Annotated in this window: 14 protein-coding genes; 10 read left to right on the plus strand and 4 right to left on the minus strand. The window is 66.6% G+C overall.

Annotated features, from left to right (window positions below; genetic code table 11):
* From ISO4_RS15850 to gloA, 9 genes are all read left to right on the plus strand, one after another.
* Window positions 1–3,230 (plus strand): Hpt domain-containing protein (locus tag ISO4_RS15850; protein WP_194856855.1); only part of this gene is annotated, 3,230 nt, incomplete at its 5' end.
* The gene (locus ISO4_RS15855; protein WP_194856856.1) at window positions 3,230–4,267 is read left to right on the plus strand and encodes a chemotaxis protein CheB; all 1,038 of its coding nucleotides are present in this window, start codon (window positions 3,230–3,232) and stop codon (window positions 4,265–4,267) included. The genes ISO4_RS15850 and ISO4_RS15855, both read left to right, overlap by 1 nt.
* Window positions 4,268–4,276: 9 nt before the next feature.
* Entirely contained in the window at window positions 4,277–4,732 is a 456-nt protein-coding gene (locus ISO4_RS15860) for a chemotaxis protein CheW (RefSeq protein WP_142947918.1), read from the plus strand.
* The gene (locus ISO4_RS15865) at window positions 4,729–5,721 is read left to right on the plus strand and encodes an MBL fold metallo-hydrolase (RefSeq protein WP_194856857.1); all 993 of its coding nucleotides are present in this window, start codon (window positions 4,729–4,731) and stop codon (window positions 5,719–5,721) included. The genes ISO4_RS15860 and ISO4_RS15865 overlap by 4 nt, the downstream gene beginning before the upstream one ends.
* Window positions 5,722–5,746: 25 nt before the next feature.
* Entirely contained in the window at window positions 5,747–6,730 is a 984-nt protein-coding gene (locus ISO4_RS15870) for a lysophospholipid acyltransferase family protein (protein ID WP_194856858.1), read from the plus strand.
* Window positions 6,731–6,749: 19 nt separating this feature from the next.
* The gene (locus ISO4_RS15875) at window positions 6,750–7,235 is read left to right on the plus strand and encodes an FKBP-type peptidyl-prolyl cis-trans isomerase (protein WP_142947921.1); all 486 of its coding nucleotides are present in this window, start codon (window positions 6,750–6,752) and stop codon (window positions 7,233–7,235) included.
* A 53-nt stretch (window positions 7,236–7,288) separates the two neighbouring features.
* The gene (locus ISO4_RS15880) at window positions 7,289–7,765 is read left to right on the plus strand and encodes an NfeD family protein (protein WP_067612209.1); all 477 of its coding nucleotides are present in this window, start codon (window positions 7,289–7,291) and stop codon (window positions 7,763–7,765) included.
* Window positions 7,762–8,721 (plus strand): SPFH domain-containing protein, encoded by a 960-nt coding sequence (locus ISO4_RS15885; protein WP_142947922.1) that lies wholly within the window; start codon window positions 7,762–7,764, stop codon window positions 8,719–8,721. The genes ISO4_RS15880 and ISO4_RS15885 overlap by 4 nt, the downstream gene beginning before the upstream one ends.
* Window positions 8,722–8,738: 17 nt before the next feature.
* The gene (gloA, locus tag ISO4_RS15890) at window positions 8,739–9,284 is read left to right on the plus strand and encodes a lactoylglutathione lyase (RefSeq protein ID WP_194856859.1); all 546 of its coding nucleotides are present in this window, start codon (window positions 8,739–8,741) and stop codon (window positions 9,282–9,284) included.
* Between the two features lie 57 nt (window positions 9,285–9,341).
* On the opposite strand, the gene ISO4_RS15895 is transcribed toward gloA, so the two are convergent.
* The 3 genes from ISO4_RS15895 to ISO4_RS15905 all read right to left on the minus strand — a co-directional run bounded on the left by ISO4_RS15895 (window position 9,342) and on the right by ISO4_RS15905 (window position 14,319).
* On the minus strand, window positions 9,342–11,030 hold the full coding sequence (locus ISO4_RS15895) for an amidase (protein ID WP_194856860.1): 1,689 nt from the start codon (window positions 11,028–11,030) through the stop codon (window positions 9,342–9,344).
* Window positions 11,031–11,306: 276 nt separating this feature from the next.
* Entirely contained in the window at window positions 11,307–13,493 is a 2,187-nt protein-coding gene (locus ISO4_RS15900) for an alpha/beta hydrolase family protein (protein ID WP_194856861.1), read from the minus strand.
* Window positions 13,494–13,602: 109 nt separating this feature from the next.
* Window positions 13,603–14,319, minus strand: a complete 717-nt coding sequence (locus ISO4_RS15905; protein ID WP_194856862.1) for a 16S rRNA (uracil(1498)-N(3))-methyltransferase — start codon at window positions 14,317–14,319, stop codon at window positions 13,603–13,605.
* Window positions 14,320–14,407: 88 nt separating this feature from the next.
* On the opposite strand from ISO4_RS15905, the gene ISO4_RS15910 reads away from it, so the two are divergent.
* The gene (locus ISO4_RS15910; RefSeq protein ID WP_194856863.1) at window positions 14,408–15,400 is read left to right on the plus strand and encodes a YheT family hydrolase; all 993 of its coding nucleotides are present in this window, start codon (window positions 14,408–14,410) and stop codon (window positions 15,398–15,400) included.
* Here the strand turns inward: ISO4_RS15910 and ISO4_RS15915 are convergent.
* The coding region (locus ISO4_RS15915; protein ID WP_194856864.1) for a hypothetical protein at window positions 15,397–16,673 on the minus strand (1,277 nt) is incomplete at its 5' end. The two genes, ISO4_RS15910 and ISO4_RS15915, sit on opposite strands and share 4 nt — an antisense overlap.

A 16,673-nucleotide genomic window follows, 5' to 3' on the forward strand; every position in this document is an offset into this window, starting at 1 on the left:
ACCGCGCCGCCGGCGGCGACGACGCGCCCCTGGACCCGGAGCTGGTGCTGCTGTTCCTGGAAGAAGCGGAAGACCTGCTGCTCTCGTCCAGCGAACACCTGACCGCCTGGGAGCACGGCGAAGCCGACAGCCTGGCGGCCCTGCAACGGGACCTGCACACCCTCAAGGGCGGCGCCCGCATGGCCGGCGTCACCGCCGTCGGCGATCTCGCCCACGAGCTGGAAAACCTTTACGAAATGGCCGGCGCCCCCAACCAGCCGGCACCCGCGCCCTCGCTGTTCGACGTGCTGCACCGGGGCCACGACCGGCTGGCGGACATGATCGACACGCTGCGCAGCGGCGGCAAGCCGGAGCCCGCCCCGGCGGTGATCGAGGCGCTGCGCCAGGCGATGTTGCGCCAGGCCCCGGACCCGGCCGCCGCCCCCGACGCCCCGGCGCCCGCCGACGGCACCCAGGGGGACCCGGAACTGGTGGCGATCTTCCTGGAGGAAGCCCACGACATTCTCGAGTCCGCCGGCCGCAGCCTGGACACCTGGATCACCGACACCGGCAACAGCCTGGAAATCCAGTCCCTGCAGCGCGATCTGCATACCCTCAAAGGCGGCGCCCGCATGGCCGAGGTGCAGCCCCTCGGCGACCTGGGCCATGAACTGGAAACCCTCTACGAAGCCCTGGCCCTGGACCGCCTGCCGGTGCAGCCGGTGCTGTTCGACCTGCTGCACCGTTGCCACGACCGGCTGGCGGAGATGGTCGACCAGCTCGGCGCCGGGCAACCGCTGACCGGCGGCGACGACCTGATCACCGCGCTGCACGATTACCTGCGCGACCCGGGCGCTTTCACGCTGCCCACCGCGTCCAGCGAACCGGCGCCGTCCCAACCGGCCGGGGCCGACGCCGAGCCCGACACGCCGCTGCCCGATGAAGTGGACCTGGAGATTCTCGACGTCTTCCTGGAAGAGGCCGAGGAGCTCTGCGAAATCATCGACGGCTGCCTGGTGTCCTGGCGCGATCACCCGGAAAGCCGGGATTTCAGTGACGACCTGAAACGGGCCCTGCACACCCTGAAGGGCGGGGCGCGGCTGTCCGGTCTTAATGAGCTGGGGGAGATGAGCCACCGGTTCGAAACCCTGATGCACAACCTGGAAAGCCAGCGGCGCGACCCGGACGAAAACGATTTCCAGGCGATGACGGCGGAATTCGACGCCCTCAACGAGCGCCTGGTGGAACTGCGCCGCGCGGCGGCCGCCCAGCCGCTGCCGGCGCAGCCGCCGGCGACCCGCGAGACCCGCCCGGAAGCCAGCGCGCAACCCGGCGTTAAACGCGAGGAGCGGCGCCCCCAGTCACAGCCCCAGGAAATGGTGCGGGTCGGCGCCGACATGCTGGAAGCGCTGGTCAACCTGGCCGGCGAGACCTCCATCAACCGCGGCCGGGTGGAACAGAGCATCAGCGAGTTCGGCTTCAACATCGGCGAGATGGGCGCCACCGTGGTGCGCCTCTACGAGCAGCTGCGCCGGCTCGACGCCGAGACCGAAGCGCAGATCATGTCCACCTACCAGAAGGGCGTGGACAGCGGCGAAATCGACGGCCGTTTCGACCCGCTGGAAATGGACCAGTATTCGGAACTGCACCAGATCACCAAACAGCTTTCGGAATCCGCCTCGGATCTGCTGGATCTGAAGAACACCCTGCTGGATCGCACCCGCGACACGGAAACCCTGCTGCTGCAGCAACAGCGCATTAACACCGACCTGCAGGAAAAGCTCATGCGCACCCGCATGGTGCCGTTCTCCCGCCTGGTGCCGCGGCTGCGGCGCATCGTGCGGCAGGTGTCCGGCGAAGTGGGCAAGCGTGTCGCCTTCGACGTGATCAACCCGGAAGGCGAGCTGGATCGCACCCTGATGGAGCGCGTGGTGGCGCCGCTGGAGCACATGCTGCGCAACGCCGTGGACCACGGCATCGAGGACCCGGAGCAGCGCCGTGGCGCCGGCAAGGAAGAGAGCGGCCACGTCAGCCTGGAGCTGTCCCGCGAGGGCGGCGAGGTGGTGATCACCCTGGCCGACGACGGCAAGGGCATCGACACCGACGCGGTACGCCGCAAAGCCATCGAACGGGGTCTGATGGCGGAGAACACCCCGCTGCCCGACCACGAAGTGCAGCAGTTCATCTTCCACGCCGGCTTCTCCACCGCCAGCCAGGTGACCCAGCTGTCCGGCCGGGGCGTGGGCATGGACGTGGTGGCCAGCGAGATCAAACAGCTGGGCGGCTCGGTGACCATCGACTCGCGGCCCGGGCAGGGCACCCGCTTCGTGGTGCGTCTGCCGTTCACCCTGGCCATGAACCGGGCGCTGATGGTGCGCGTCGGCGAGGACGCCTACGCCATCCCGCTGAACCAGATCGAAGGCATCGTGCGGGTCAGCCCCTACGAACTGAGCGACTATTTCCAGGCCCGCCAGGAAGGCGGCCTGCCGGCCTACCGCTACGCCGGCCAGGAATACGACCTGCACTATCTGGGCCGCTTCGTGCACGACGTGGCCCAGCCGCACCTGGACAACCACAGCCAGCCGATGCCGGTGCTGCTGATCCGCAGCGCCGATCACACCGTGGCGCTGGTGGTGGACAACCTGATCGGTTCGCGGGAAGTGGTGGTCAAGTCCGTGGGGCCGCAGCTGGCCAGCGTGGCCGGCATCAGCGGCGCCACCATCCTCGGCGACGGCGCGGTGGTGATCATTCTCGATATCCACTCGCTGATCCGCGCCGCCCAGGCCCAGCAGGCGGCACTGCCGCAGGCTCAGGAAGCGCTGCCCGCCGAGCCGGAAACGCCGGATTACGAGCACGAGCGCCGCGTGGCACCGCTGGTGATGGTGGTGGACGACTCGGTGACGGTGCGCAAGGTGACCGGCCGCCTGCTGGAACGCAGCGGCTTCGAGGTGATCACCGCCAAGGACGGTATCGACGCCATCGCCACCCTGGAAGAGCACACCCCCGCCGCCATGCTGCTGGACATCGAGATGCCGCGCATGGACGGCTTCGAAGTGGCCACCCACGTGCGCCACGACGAACGCCTCAAGGACGTGCCGATCATCATGATCACCTCGCGCACCGGCGAGAAACACCGGGAGCGGGCCTTCGACATCGGTGTGAACTGCTATCTGGGCAAGCCGTTCCAGGAGAGCGAGCTGCTGGTCACCCTGCGTGAGCTGCTCGGCGAGACCCGGGAGACCAGCCACTGATGGCCGCCCCGGGCCGGGTCGGCGTGATCGCCGACGATACCCTGCAGGGGCATCTGCTGGCGGGCGCCATCAAGGGCCAGGGCTACCGGGTGGTGGTCAACACCGACCCGGAACATCTGGAAGACCGCTGGCTGGCCGCCGACGCCCTGGACCTGTGGGTGGTGGACCTGTCCCGGGAGGACCGCTGGCAGCGCTTTCTCGACGGCCTGCTGGAAAACGCCGCCGCGCCGCTGCTGTTCTGCGACGGCCAGGCGCCGGCCCGCACCGCCGACCATTACCCGCGCTGGGAGCGGCGCCTGATGACCAAGCTGGTGGGCTATATCGGCGCACCGGGGCTGGAGGAAAACCTGGCCGCGGTGCCGCAAACCCCGCTGGCGGCGCCGATTCCCGAACCGCGCGAGTTCCGCGCCCTGGCCGGCGACACCACGGCGCAAAGGGTGTGGGTGCTGGGCGCCAGCCTGGGCGGCCCGGCGGCGGTGAAACAGTTTCTCGACTGTCTGCCGGAACACCTGCCGGTGGCGTTCGTGCTCGCCCAGCACATCGACGGCGGCTTCCTGGACACCCTGTGTCAGGTGCTGCGCCGGGACAGCCCGTTCCACTGCCAGGTGGCCGGGGACGGTGACCGGCTCGGCCACGGCCGGGTGCTGGTGGCGCCGGTCACGCAAAGCCTGGTGTTCGACACCGACGGCGTGGCGCGGCTCACCGGCGAGCCCTGGGAAGGCCCCTACGCGCCCTGCATCGACCAGGTGATGAGCAGCCTGGCGCAGGGCTTCGGCCACTGCGACGGCGCCATTCTGTTCTCCGGCATGGGCAACGACGGCGCCATCGCCGCGCCCCGGCTGGCCGCCCAGGGCGCCGCCATCTGGGCGCAATCGGCGGACAGCTGCGCGGTCAGCAGCCAGCCGGATTCGGTACGCGAAACCGGCTGCGTCGGGTACAGTGGCACACCGGAACAATTGGCGCGGCAACTGGTCGACCGAGTGCGCCGGGAAGTGGCCGAAACGGCCCGTGTTTCCGGTGAACCAAGAATAAGTTGAGGAAGTCGCATGTCCGAGGCGCAAATTCCCGAGTCCCTGCCCAGCCTGCTGATCCCGATGAACGGCCGGCCCTGGCTGATTCCCAACATCGTGGTGGCGGAGGTGATTCCGCTGCGCCAGCCGGACCGGCCCGGTCACGGCCCGGAGTGGCTGCTCGGCTGGATTAACTGGCGCGAGCAGGACCTGCCGCTGATCTCCTATGAAAAGCTGAACGAGTCCGGCCAGGTGGCCATCGGCCCGGACGCGCGCATCGCGGTGATCAACACCGTTTCCGGCGTGTCCCGCTTTTACGCCGTGGTGGTGCAGGGGATTCCCCGCCTGCTGCGCGTGGACAAGGGCGACCCGGTGGAAGAGCCCGGCGACACCGGCCCGGCGGAAGCCATGTACGTTCAGGTGGGCGGCGACCTGGCGGTGATCCCGGATCTGGACGCGGTGGAAGGCGCCGTCGCCGGGCTGTCGCGATGACCGACTGGGCACGCCTGGAACAGCTGGCGGCGGAGCGGCCCCACGACGGGCGGCGCTTTATCAACCGCTATCCCACCCCGCACCACGGCCTGCGCGAGTTCCTGCGCTGGCAGCGCCAAACCGGCGGCCGCTTTCCGCGCCGCCTGCCGTTTCCACTGCGCCGGCCGGACCCGGCGGAGCTGGCGGCGCCGGCGCCGCAACCGCGCTTTACCTGGATCGGCCACGCCACCTATCTGATTCAATACCAGGGCTGGAACCTGCTCACCGACCCGGTGTTCGCGGAACGCTGCTCACCGCTGTCGTTCGCCGGCCCCAAACGCGCCGTCGCCCCGGCGCTGGAGATTGACCAGCTGCCGCCGATCCACGCCGTGCTGGTGTCCCACAATCACTATGATCATCTGGACCGCGCCGCCGTGGACGCGCTCAACCGCCGTTTCGGCGACCAGGTGCTGTGGTTCGCGCCCACCGGCGTGGGCGCCTGGCTGCGCCGGCGCGGCATCGGCCGGGTGGTGGAATTGAGCTGGTGGCAGCACCACCGGGAAGGGGAGGTCGACGCCTTCTGTGTTCCGTCCCAGCATTTCAGCGGCCGCGGCGCCCGTGACCGCAACCGTACCCTGTGGTGCGGCTGGCGGCTCAACTGGCCCGACTTCAGCCTGATGTTCGCCGGCGATACCGGCTACGCACCGGTGTTCGAGGAAATCGGCGACGTGCTGGGGCCGGTGGACGCGGCCCTGCTGCCGATCGGCGCCTATGCGCCACGCTGGTTCATGGCGCCGGTGCACATCAATCCGGACGAGGCGGTGCGCATCCATCTGGACCTGCGCGCACGCCAGTCCCTGGCCATGCACTGGGGCACCTTCGTGCTCACCGACGAGCCCCTGGACGAGCCGCCCAAGGCGCTGGCCGCCGCCCTGGCGCGCCACGGCGTGGCGGCGGACGCTTTCCGCGTACCGGGGCATGGCGATACCCTGACTCTGGAAAGTCTCTGAGCGTGCATTGGGAGGAGCCGCGACCATGAAGACCCAGCGTGGACGACGCCTATGGTGGCTGATCCGCTTGATCGCCTGGCTGCCGCTGCCGCTGGCCGCCGGCCTGGGGGCGATACTCGGTGATCTGATCACCCGGGTACCGCTGCGCTATGCCAGCGCCTACCGGGTGGTGCTGATCAACCTGCTGGCCACCCAGCCGGGCATCAGCTTCGACCAGGCGCGCGCCATCGGCCGGCAGAGCCTGCGCGAGCTGGGCCGCTCGTTCTGCGAGTTCGCCCATGTATGGAGCCGGCCGATCGACGAAACCATGGCGCGGATCAGCCACATTCATGGTGAACAGGAATATCTGGACGCCTGCGCCAGCGACCGGCCGGTGTTGCTGCTGTCGCTGCATCTGGGCAGCTGGGAAACCATGAACCCCTATCTGGGACGCCAGGGCACCAACATCATGTATCAGCCGCACCCGGCAACGCTGGTGGACGAACTGGTGAAGCAAGCCCGCGAGCGCAGCGGCTGCCGGCTTATTCCGACCAACAACCAGGGCATCAAACACGGCCTGGCGACGTTGCGTGCCGGCGGCACCCTGGCGCTGCTCGCCGATCACAACCCGGGCAACCGCAGTAACCCCTACGCGCCGTTCTTCGGCCATCCGGTGCCGACCCCGGCGCTGGTCGGCAAGCTGGTGCAGCGCTTCCGGCCGCGGGTGTTCGTGGTGTCCTGTTACCGGGGCGAGGGCGGCATCAAGGATGTGGAAATGCACTTCAAACCGGCCCCGGAAATCGAAACCGCCGCCCACACGCACACCCTGCTCTGCGCCATGAACCAGGCCCTGGAGACGTGCATTCAAAGCAACCTGTGCCAGTACCAGTGGACCTATAAACGCTTTAAATGGCGCCCCGGCGGCCGCCGGCTGTGGTACCGCCAATCCTACCCGCTGCTGCGCCGCGCCGCCCGGGGCGAGGACAGTGCGTCCCTCGGCCTGGCGCCGGACACCACCCCGAACCCCTGATCCGGAGACACCCCCCCGCATGCCGATTGAAAAAGACAAGGTCGTCACCCTGCACTACACCCTGATCGACGCCGACAACGACCTGACCCTGGAAAAAAGCAGCGCCGACGCGCCGATGGTCTACCTGCACGGCGCCGGCAATATTCTCGCCGGCCTGGAGCAGGCTCTGGAAGGCAAGGACAGCGGCGACCGCCTCACCGTCTCCCTGGACCCGGAGCAGGCCTACGGCCGCCGCGACGAGTCGCTGCGCCAGCGCCTGTCCGCCAAGTACCTCAAGCACGCCGGCAAACTGAAACCCGGCAAGATCGTGCGGGTGCAGACCGAGCAGGGCCCGCGCATGGTGACGGTGCTCAAGGTGGGCCTGAAAACCGTGGACGTGGACGCCAACCACCCGTTCGCCGGGCGTCCCCTGCGTTTCGAACTGGAAGTGATCGATGTCCGTGACGCAGACGCGGACGAAAAAGCCCACGGCCACGTGCACGGGCCGGGCGGACACGCCCACTGACGTCTAAAGGTGCTACTGTTGGCGGCCAATCAAACACTGCGGGGCGATGAAGCATGCCGGAATACAGCTATTGGATTATTTTCGGGCTGATCCTGATCATCGGCGAGTTCGTGGTCTCCGGTCTGGTCCTGATTTTCCTCGGGCTGGCGGCGGTGATCGTCGGCGGCCTGGCCTACTTCGGCCTGATTAACGACCTCACCTGGGAAATCACCCTGTTCGCGGTGCTCAGCCTGGCGCTGCTGGCCGGCGCCCGGCGCTTCCTGCGCGACTGGCTGTTCGGCAAGGAGACCCAGGGCCGCACCAGCGACGACAGCGCCGGCCTGGTGGGCGGGCGTGCCACCGTCGAGGCGGACTTCGTCGACGGTGTCGGCTCGGTGCGCTACCGGGGCGCCCGCTGGCAGGCGCAATCGGACCAGCCTTTGAAAGCCGGCCAGATGGTACGCATCAGCAAACACGAAGGACTCTGGCTCACGGTTCAGGCCTGGTCCGATACTTCTTCCACGGACCAAGAAAAGGACTCTGAACAATGATGGGACTCATTATTCCCGCCCTGCTCGCGCTGGCGGTGATCACGCTGCTGTTCATGACGGTACGCATCGTGCCGCAACGGCAAATTTACGTGGTGGAACGGCTCGGCAAGTACCGCACCTCCCTGGAGGCCGGCCTGCACATCCTGATGCCCTTTATCGACCGCGTCGCCTACCGTCACTCGCTCAAGGAAATCGTCCGCGACGTGCCGCGCCAGAGCTGTATCACCAAGGACAATATCGAAGTGTCCGTGGACGGCGTGATGTATCTGCAGGTGGTGGACGCCAAGGCGGCGAGCTACGGCGTCGACGACTACGTGATGGCGTCGCAGCAACTGGCGCAGACCACCCTGCGTTCGGTGATCGGCAAGATCGACCTGGACAAGACCTTCGAGGAACGCGGCGAGATCAACATGGAAGTGGTCAAGGCCGTGGACGAGGCCGCCCAGCCCTGGGGCGTCAAAGTGCTGCGCTACGAAGTGGCGGACATCAACCTGCCGGCCTCGATCAAGGACGCCATGGAGAAACAGGTGCGCGCCGAGCGGGAGCGCCGTGCGGTGGTGGCGGAATCCGAGGGCGACCGGCAAGCCGCGATCAACCGATCCGAAGGTGACCGCCAGGCGGCCATCAACCGCTCCGAGGGTGAGAAGCAGGAAATGATCAACATTTCCGAAGGTGAGAAGCTCAAGCAGATCAACGAAGCGGAAGGCCGTGCCCGTCAGATCGAGCTGCTGGCCCAGGCCACCGCCACCGGTCTGCGTGAAGTGGCCCTGGCGGTCAAGGAAGACGGCGGCGACGAAGCGGTGAGCCTGCGCATCGCCGAGCAGTATGTGGCCGCGTTCGAAAAACTGGCCAAGGAATCCACCACCCTGTTGCTGCCTTCCAACCTCAGCGACGTGGGCGGCACCGTCGCCGGCCTGCAGAAAATTCTCAAAAAGATCGACGCCACCGCGCCCTGATAGAAAGGTAATGTTCCATGCCACGTCATTTTGAAAACGCCGAAGGTCTTTGTCAGCAACCCGACGCGGAAACCCAGCGTTATCTGTTCAACCAGACCATGCTGCGAATCAAGGATCCGAAAGTCAGCCTGGACTTCTACACCCGGGTGCTGGGCATGCGCCTGGTGCGCAAACTGGATTTCCCGGAAATGAAATTCAGCCTCTTTTTCCTCGCCTATCTGGGCGACGAAGAAGCCGCCCGGGTACCCGAGGATGACGCCAAACGGCTCACCTACACCTTCGGCCGCGAAGCCATGCTGGAACTGACCCACAACTGGGGCAGCGAGGACGACCCGGACTTCCAGTACCACAACGGCAACGACGAACCCCAGGGCTTCGGCCATATCGGTGTCACCGTCCCCGACGTGTACGCCGCCTCACAACGGTTCGAAAAACTTGGCGTCCCGTTCGTGAAAAAACCGGACGACGGCAAAATGAAAGGCCTCGCCTTCATCAAAGACCCGGACGGCTACTGGATCGAAATTATCCAGGCCGACATGATGGAAAAGCAGCAGAAAGGTTAGCAGAACTTCTGGGGAGGGATGGGGGAGCGGGCCATGCCCGCTCCCACCATTCCTGGGTTACAACTCCGGGGTAAAGGTCGGCGCCACCCGCGGCTGGAACTGCTCCTGATAGGCGTACGCCAGCTTGATCAGGGTCTCCTCATCAAACTCGCGGCCCAGCATCTCCATGCCCACCGGCATGGCCGGCTCCAGGTCTTCCGCCATGCCGGCCGGCATCACCAGCGCCGGGAACAGCGAGAACGGGCTCAGACGGTTGTTGCTGCCGGCGGAGGGACTGTTGCCCAGATCGCCGGCCAGACCGGTGATGGCCGGGTAGAGCAGCACATCGTAGGCTTCGCCCAGCGGATTACCGTCCACGTCCAGATTATCCAGCGCCCGCATCAAACGTTCGCGTACGAACACCGGCCGTTCAATCGTGTTCTTTTCGTACACCACCCGTTGCTCGTCGGTCAGGTTGTTCAGGTCGATGCCGCCCCGGAACTCAAGGCCGGACTTGTAGCTGTCGAGGTAACCGCCGCTGGCGACCAGCTCGTCATAATCGAGGATGTGGCCGTCCATGGTGTTCGGCCAGCTGTTGAGGTATTCCTCCAGGTCGTGGCGGAATTCGTAGCTGGACATGGACTGGTAGTCGCCGAGGATGGTGCCGAGGTCGTCGATGGTCACGTCTTCCACCACGGCGCCGGCGGCTTCCATGTTGGCGATCGCCTGATCCATCACCGCCAGCACGCTGTCGTTGGTGCCGAAAAGATCACGGACCACGCCGATGCGCGCGCCGTCCAGACCGTCGGCGTCGAGGAATTCGGTGTAGGTTTCCGGCACGCCGGTAACCTGCTCATATTCCTCTTCGTTGTTGATCAGGCGGGCGTCGATTTCAAAGCTGACCCGCTGGTTGCTGGCCGGTGAGGTGTCGAAGCCGACCATGGCGTCCATCAACAACGCACAGTCTTCCACGGTACGGCACATGGGCCCGCCGGTGTCCTGCCAGGTCGCGAGCGGCATGATGCCGTCCAGGCTTACCAGGCGCAGGCTGGGACGAATGCCGACCAGACCGTTCAGGCTGGAGGGCACGCGCACGGAGCCGCCGGTGTCGCTGCCGGTACCCAGCAGGGCCAGGCTGGCGGCGATGGCGGTGCCGGTGCCGGTGGACGAGCCGCCGGAGCCCTTGGTCAGATCGTAGGGGTTTTTGACCAGGCCGCGCACCGAGCTTTCGCCACGGAAACCGAACGCGAATTCATCCATGTTCGCCTTGCCCAGCACAATGGCGCCGGCCTCGCGCATCCGGCGCACCGTGTAGGCGTCCCGGGTGGGCTGATTGTACTGGAACGCCAGCGCACCACCGGAGGTGGGCATCTGCTCCGTATTGAAGTTGTCCTTGGGCAGAACCGGCACGCAGTACAGCGGGCCATCAATGCCGGTGACCGCGAAGTTCAAATCCTTTTCCCGGGCGTCGATGATCGCCTCCGGGTTGATCGCCACCACGCTGTTCAGTTCGGTGGTGGAGCCGGTGTCGTCATAGGCTTCGATACGGTCAATGTAACCCTGAACCACTTCCTCACAGGTAACGCCACCGGTTTCCAGAGAGGTATGCAGATCGGCGACGGTCGATTCAACAAACGAAAACGCGACGCCATCGTCGCCACCGGACGGCGGTGTGCCCGCATCGTCGGACGAAGAGGATGAGCCGCCGCAACCGCTAAGCAGCGCTGCGAGCACCGCGGAGCCCACCAGTAATTTGGGATCAAACATGAACATTCCTCAGGCAGAATCAAGACAAGGCACCCCATAGAAGGAGGCCGTAAAACACAACAAAAAGCGGGCGTCCGGGCAGAGGATCGGAAACGCCCGAAGCAATTGCATCAAGAAACATGCCAGAGTTTGGAAAGGCTTAGACGACGTGGACTTGCAAGACGGTGTGTCTTTTTCCAGGTAATTAAACAGGTAAATTTAGATGTATTTTGGTGCACCTGATGCCCTGTTCCGAGGCTCCGGCCAGGGCATTCGCATGGCGACCGTGTGCGCCGATTATCGCGGGTTCAGAAACATCCGGTTTCTGCCCTGAACCAGATCCACCGATCTGCCGTCGCTGAATTCCAGGGTAGCGTTGCCGTCGCTGTTGATATCCAGATCAATGGCGCCGGGCAAGCAGCTGTCGGACACATCCACCGTCAGGTGATGGATGTTTTCCAGAGACCCGGACAACGTATTGCCGCCCGGTAAGTCCGCGTCCCGGGTGAGCGTCCGCTGCGTGCTGGCCCAGGGCACCGGGTAAGCACCCAGGCCTGTATCGAAATCGGCGTCGGTGCGCGGTGTACCGCAGCCGTCGCTGTACAGGGAGATGCGGCTGGGGCTGGTCGAGCGGTTGGTGATATTACTCACCCAGTAGGCCCGGTTATGGTCGATGCCGTATTCCGGATAAGCCTGCGCCGGGTCGTAATAGTACTCCACGGTGGCGGGCTGGCTGACGGCGGCGCGGTCGGCGCTGTAGTCCGCCATTTTTTGCCATTCATCCAAAAGAATGTAGGTCAGATGCTCCGCCGGGAGATGCAGATAGAAGACATAGTCCGAGTCCCCGGCGACGAATTTTTCCTGAAGCGCCAGGGCCGTGGTGATATGTACCAGTTCATCGGCCGCGCTGTAGGCATTGGCCATGGGTATGTGTTCAAGATTGCCGAGGTAATCCAGAACATTGTCTTCGGCGCCGATGCTGAACTGTTGCTGAAGCTCCTGGAAGGCACTCAATGGAACATCAAGCAGCTCAATGCCGGTGAGGTCCGCCAGGGAACCCAACAGGGTTCTCTCAAGCGGCAGGTTCAGCAGGCTGCCGGTGAACCCAACCCAGTTCACGCCCGCCGCATAATCCTGGGGATACAACGACGCCAGGCGCAGAGTGCCGTAGCCCCCCATGGAGTAACCGCTCACCTGCACCCGGCGCTCGTCGATTTCATAATGCGCCTGTACGTCCGCTCGCACGTCCAGGACGTCCCGTTCCGACAGGCCGGTATAGAAGCCGCGAGGGCCCCGGCCCAGGGGCGCGGCGAGTATCCGGTTATGGGCGTCGCCGAAGGCGGCCTGGAAATTCGGCTGGTTGATCTGGCTGGCATGGTTGGCTTCGCAGCCATGCAGCACCAGCTGCAGCTCATGGGGCCCGGGCGCCTCCGGCACATAGACGCCGTAGGGCTGGTATTTCCCTAAATAGTGGAAGTACTGATCGCAGGGCAGGCCGGTGTCGCCCTGGCGACCGGGCACGCCGCGCAGGGACACCCCTTCGCCGGGCGGCAGGGTGTAATCGGACGTGTAGACACGCTGCTGGAACCCGGTGACCGGCTCCGCCGGGCGGGTCACCCGCCTTTCCATGTCACTGCGCGCCACCACTTTTCCAAACAGGGAGATGTCGCCGTCACCCAGGGCGCGGGCCTGGCGGTCCTCCCAGAAATTGCCGGCGTCGGGGAGTATCTGTTCCGGCACGGAGGCGGCGCGGGCCAGCTCCCTGGGACCCCGGAACGCGACGTTCATGACCGTGCCATCGCTCTGGGCCACCACGGCCTGCACACGCCATTCGTCGCTTTCCGGGGCGGGGATCCGCCCTTCGATCACGTTATTGATCGGGTCGCCTTCCCTAAAGGTGTGGATGACGTCCCAGCCGTCGCTGTGAATGCCCAGGCCGGGCCAGACGCCCCCACCGGTGCCGCGGTTATTGTCGGTATCGATGGCGATGGCGGCGATGCTGTCGTCATCGCCGTAGAGCGTATTCAGCTCGAAGCGTACCGCCAGCTCATCGCCGTCGAGGGACAACGCCAGCGACACCAGATCCGCGGTGTTCTCCATTCCGCTGGGATAACGCTGGTCACCGGCCGTGGGCGAAAGCAGGCCTGGCGTATTGGCCACCGGGTTAAACAGGCCTCCACCCCGCGATATCAGATTGGCCACCGTCAACGGCGACAGTCCCACCAACCCGACATCGGCGCCGTAGTCATCGTAAATATAGTCGCGGTAGATAAGCGTGCCGTCACAGAGTTCGGTGGTACCCGCTACCCAGCTGGTCTTGTGGCAATCCACCGGAATCACTTCCGGTTCTTCCGGTTGTTCGGGGACACTGGGGGACGGCTGCCGCGCGGCATCCGGGGCTGGTGGCTCACTGTTGGAGCCACCACCACCGCAGGCGCTGAGTAACAGCGCCAGGCCGGCGAGTGACACAATAAACTTGCTCATGATTATTATTCGTCTGGTAAGAGTGGCGATCAGATAATCTGATGTTCAGAGCAAGAGGGTACCGCCGCTCACCGCGATATTTTGTATCGGTCTTGTTGTCCTTCGGCGATCAGGCCATCAACGTCCACAAGGACGCGAGCAAGGCCACCGGCGCGGTTTCGGCGCGCAGCACCCGTTCGCCAAGGGCGAAGCCGACGAAGCCCGCCGCTCGGGCGGCCGCCAGTTCGTCGTCGGAGAAGCCGCCTTCCGGGCCGGTGAGCAAGGCGATGTCGGTGGCGTCGCGCACCGCGCCGGCATCAAGCGGACCCTCGCCGGGATGGGCGATCAGCTTCAGTCCCTGTGCCTGATCCATGAAGGTGTTCAGCGGCAGCACGCCGTCCACCGCCGGCGGCCGGTTCAGGCCGCACTGTTCGCAGGCGCTGATCGCCACCTGCCGCCAGTGCTCCAGCTTCTTGTTTTCACGGTCGCCCTTGAGCCGCACTTCGGTGCGCTCACTCTCCAGTACCCGGATCGCCGCCGCGCCCATTTCCACCGCTTTCTGAATCGCGAAGTCCATGCGGTCCCCTTTGATCAGCGGCAGACCCAGGGTCACCGGGCGGGGCGCGGCGCGGTCGATGTCGACGAAGGTGTGCGGCAGCACGGTGACGGTTTTTTTGTCCACCGCTTCCAGGGTGGCGGACCATTCACCGCCTTCGCCGTTGAACAGGGTCAGGGGGTCGCCGGGACGCATGCGCAGCACCTTGCCGATATGATGGCTGGCGTGCGGGCCCAGCTCGGCGGCGTGGCCGGCCTGGAAACGTTGCGGATCAAAGAAGCGACGGCTCATGGGTTTCGGTCCTGGTCAGCGGGGACGAAGCAGGCGTGAAAGGCTAACATAGGCGGCCGTTGATTCACTGGACAGAGACTCCCAACCCATGGGCGAAATCATTCCGGCCGCCTTCCAGCCGCCGGCCTGGCTGCGCTCGGCGCACCTGCAGACAATGTGGTCGACCTTCTTCCGACGCCCCGAGCCGCTCAGCCGGCGCCGGGAAACCTTGCCGCTGGCGGACGGCGACCATCTGCTGCTGGACTGGGCCGGGCCGGCGCCGGAAACCGGCGCCTTGAGAGTGTTGCTGCTGCACGGCCTGTCCGGTTGCAGCGACTCCCATTATATTCGCGGCACCCAGGCGCGGCTGGCGGCGCTGGGGATCACCTCGGTGGCGATGAACTCGCGCGGCGCGGCGGCGCCCAACGACACCGCCCTGTGCGCCCACGCCGGCGAGATCGAGGACCTGGACGCGGTGATTCAGGCGCTGCGCCAGCGCGACCGGCACGGCCCGCTGATCGCCATGGGCGTGTCCCTGGGCGGCAGCCGCGTGCTCAACTGGCTGGCGCGGGCGGACGACGGCTCGCTCAGCGCGGCGGTGGCGGTGTGCAGCCCGCTGCGACTGGACCTGTGCGCCAACCGCATGGACCAGGGGCTGTCGCGCATCTACCGGCGCCATCTGATCACCAATCTGCTGGCCACGCTGAAACGACAGCGGCGGCACCTGGAGCGGGTCGATCCGGCCCAGGCCGAGCGGCTGGCGGCGCTCAACCTGCGCGGCATCCGGTCGTTCTGGACCTTCGACGAACGGGTGATCGCACCGCTCTACGGTTTTCGCGGTGCCGCCCACTACTACGCCGAAGCCTCCGCCGGGCCGCGCCTTCGGGCGATCCGCACCCCGACCCTGATGATCCAGGCCGAGGACGACCCCTTCATGACCCCGGCGATGCTGCCGGCCCTTGGCGAGCTGGGCCCCGGCGTCACCCTGGAACTCTCTTCCGGCGGCGGCCATGTGGGCTTTGTCGGCGGCCGTCCCCGGCACCCCGAATACTGGCTGGAGCAGCGGCTGGCGGCGTTCGCCAGCGGCTTTCTGCCGGTCTAGCCCGCCGGCGCCAACAGCAGGGTCAGCAGGGCGCCCAGCCCGCCGGCCACCAGCAGCGCCACCGCCGACAGCGGCCAGTTCCAGCGCAGCGCGCCGACCCGCGCCGGATAGCCGGTGAGGCGCTCGAGCAGCAGGGCATTGGCGGAATAGGGCGTGCCGGCGATGGTCACGCCCCAGCCGCACACCATCGCCAGCGCCAGGCCCAGGGTCGCGCCCGGCGGCCAGATTGGCGCCAGCACGCCGCCCACCAGGGCGCCGGTGACAATCGGGTTGAAACCGGCCAGCCCGGCGACGAAAAACAGCCAGGGCACCAGCAGGGCGGCCAGCGGATACCCCCAGACCGGCAGCACGAAATCCGCGCCCAGCCCGCGCGCCGCGAAGGTGCTCACCAGCGCCCCCAGAAAGGCGGAGCCGCCGACGATCACCAGCTCGTTGGTGACCGGCGCCAGGGACGGCAACGACGGGCGGTGCCCCCGCCAGCGCTCCACCAGCAGCCCCAGCACCACGGTGGCCAGACAGCTCAGGGTCACCGCCCGGGAATAGCTGAGCCCGGCGAGACCACTCAACCCAAAGGTGGCGGCGCAGATAGCGGCGATCACCGCAGCGAACCGCAGCCAGGGCGCCCATCCCGTGGACGGTGCCGGCTCACCGTCGGCGGCGGCCGGCTCCGGGTCGCGCAGAAGCGCGCCGCCCAGCAGGTACAGCAACGCCAGCGGCAGGCTGCAGGCGATCAGCTGCCAGCCCGGCAGGTCGGGCAGGAAGGTGAGGGTCACCACCACCGAAATCGACAACGGCGAGCAGATCGGCGAGGCGCCGAAGCCGCGCAGGGTGGCGCGGGCGGCGTTGCGGGTGACGGCGGAATCGCCGCGCTCGCTGATGCGGCCGCCCACCAGGGCGCCCACCACGCCCACCGAGCCGAAATTCAACGGCACCGACAGGAAGGCCGTGCCCAGGGAAAGGCTGAAGTAGCGGCCCAGAGGCCGGCCCGCGAACAGGCTGCCGGAGATCCGGCCCAGATCCGGAAAGCGGCCCAGCACCGAGGACAGCAACATCACGGTGAGAATCAGCGCGGTCAGCCGGGTCATGGCGTCGGCGGCGTCGATCAGCACCACCGGGCCGTCCGGCAGGGCCAGCACGGCGGCGACGACGACCAGCACAAAGATCACCCGTGCCATCCGGCGCAGGTCGCGCCAGCCCAGCACGATGGCCGCGAACACGGCGGCGGCGCCCACCACGCCGGCACCGGGCAGCGGCGCCAGCACCCCCGCCGCCA

Source organism: Alloalcanivorax venustensis ISO4 (assembly GCF_015356855.1).
Lineage (GTDB): Bacteria > Pseudomonadota > Gammaproteobacteria > Pseudomonadales > Alcanivoracaceae > Alloalcanivorax > Alloalcanivorax venustensis.

What these genes read in the sequence shown, in the direction of transcription:
- ISO4_RS15865 (WP_194856857.1), top strand. Translation starts at nt 4,729, where the DNA reads ATGACCGACTGGGCACGCCTGGAACAGCTGGCGGCGGAGCGGCCCCAC.
- ISO4_RS15885 (WP_142947922.1), top strand. Translation starts at nt 7,762, where the DNA reads ATGATGGGACTCATTATTCCCGCCCTGCTCGCGCTGGCGGTGATCACG.
- ISO4_RS15900 (WP_194856861.1), bottom strand. Translation starts at nt 13,493, where the DNA reads ATGAGCAAGTTTATTGTGTCACTCGCCGGCCTGGCGCTGTTACTCAGC.
- ISO4_RS15875 (WP_142947921.1), top strand. Translation starts at nt 6,750, where the DNA reads ATGCCGATTGAAAAAGACAAGGTCGTCACCCTGCACTACACCCTGATC.
- ISO4_RS15895 (WP_194856860.1), bottom strand. Translation starts at nt 11,030, where the DNA reads ATGTTTGATCCCAAATTACTGGTGGGCTCCGCGGTGCTCGCAGCGCTG.
- ISO4_RS15910 (WP_194856863.1), top strand. Translation starts at nt 14,408, where the DNA reads ATGGGCGAAATCATTCCGGCCGCCTTCCAGCCGCCGGCCTGGCTGCGC.
- ISO4_RS15860 (WP_142947918.1), top strand. Translation starts at nt 4,277, where the DNA reads ATGTCCGAGGCGCAAATTCCCGAGTCCCTGCCCAGCCTGCTGATCCCG.
- ISO4_RS15880 (WP_067612209.1), top strand. Translation starts at nt 7,289, where the DNA reads ATGCCGGAATACAGCTATTGGATTATTTTCGGGCTGATCCTGATCATC.
- ISO4_RS15855 (WP_194856856.1), top strand. Translation starts at nt 3,230, where the DNA reads ATGGCCGCCCCGGGCCGGGTCGGCGTGATCGCCGACGATACCCTGCAG.
- ISO4_RS15905 (WP_194856862.1), bottom strand. Translation starts at nt 14,319, where the DNA reads ATGAGCCGTCGCTTCTTTGATCCGCAACGTTTCCAGGCCGGCCACGCC.
- gloA (WP_194856859.1), top strand. Translation starts at nt 8,739, where the DNA reads ATGCCACGTCATTTTGAAAACGCCGAAGGTCTTTGTCAGCAACCCGAC.
- ISO4_RS15870 (WP_194856858.1), top strand. Translation starts at nt 5,747, where the DNA reads ATGAAGACCCAGCGTGGACGACGCCTATGGTGGCTGATCCGCTTGATC.